Origin of the sequence: Rhizobium ecuadorense (genome assembly GCF_001187535.1) — a bacterium.
In the GTDB taxonomy this organism is placed as follows: Bacteria; Pseudomonadota; Alphaproteobacteria; order Rhizobiales; family Rhizobiaceae; genus Rhizobium; species Rhizobium ecuadorense.
In genome coordinates this window covers 1-245 of sequence record NZ_LFIO01001842.1, presented here as the reverse complement: position 1 = coordinate 245, position 245 = coordinate 1, and the positions used below count along the sequence as shown (strand labels likewise).

The following is a 245-nucleotide window of genomic DNA, read 5'->3' as shown; positions in this document are numbered from 1 at the left end:
ACCGCGGCAAGTCGGTAACGACGACAATGTCGTTAAAGGGAACTAGCTTTTCAATAATGTCGTCGGTGATGCCCTGCGAAATGTCCAACGCAAGTCTCCCGTCGGAACTGCTTTCGAAGCGCTCGACGACAATGATCGGGCGACTGCCGACCCCGGATGCTATCTCAGTTCCCGCGTCAAGCGGCCTGTCATGCTGAAGCAGCGCGGCGGCCGAGAGAAGACTTATCACCACGCCTCCGGCAAGG

At 58.0% G+C, this 245-nt stretch carries 1 pseudogene; it reads right to left on the bottom strand.

Features of this window, described 5'->3' with window-relative positions:
• A pseudogene (locus AF337_RS44825) lies at positions 1–229 on the bottom strand (hypothetical protein); the annotation flags it as partial.
• Positions 230–245 lie beyond the last annotated feature (16 nt).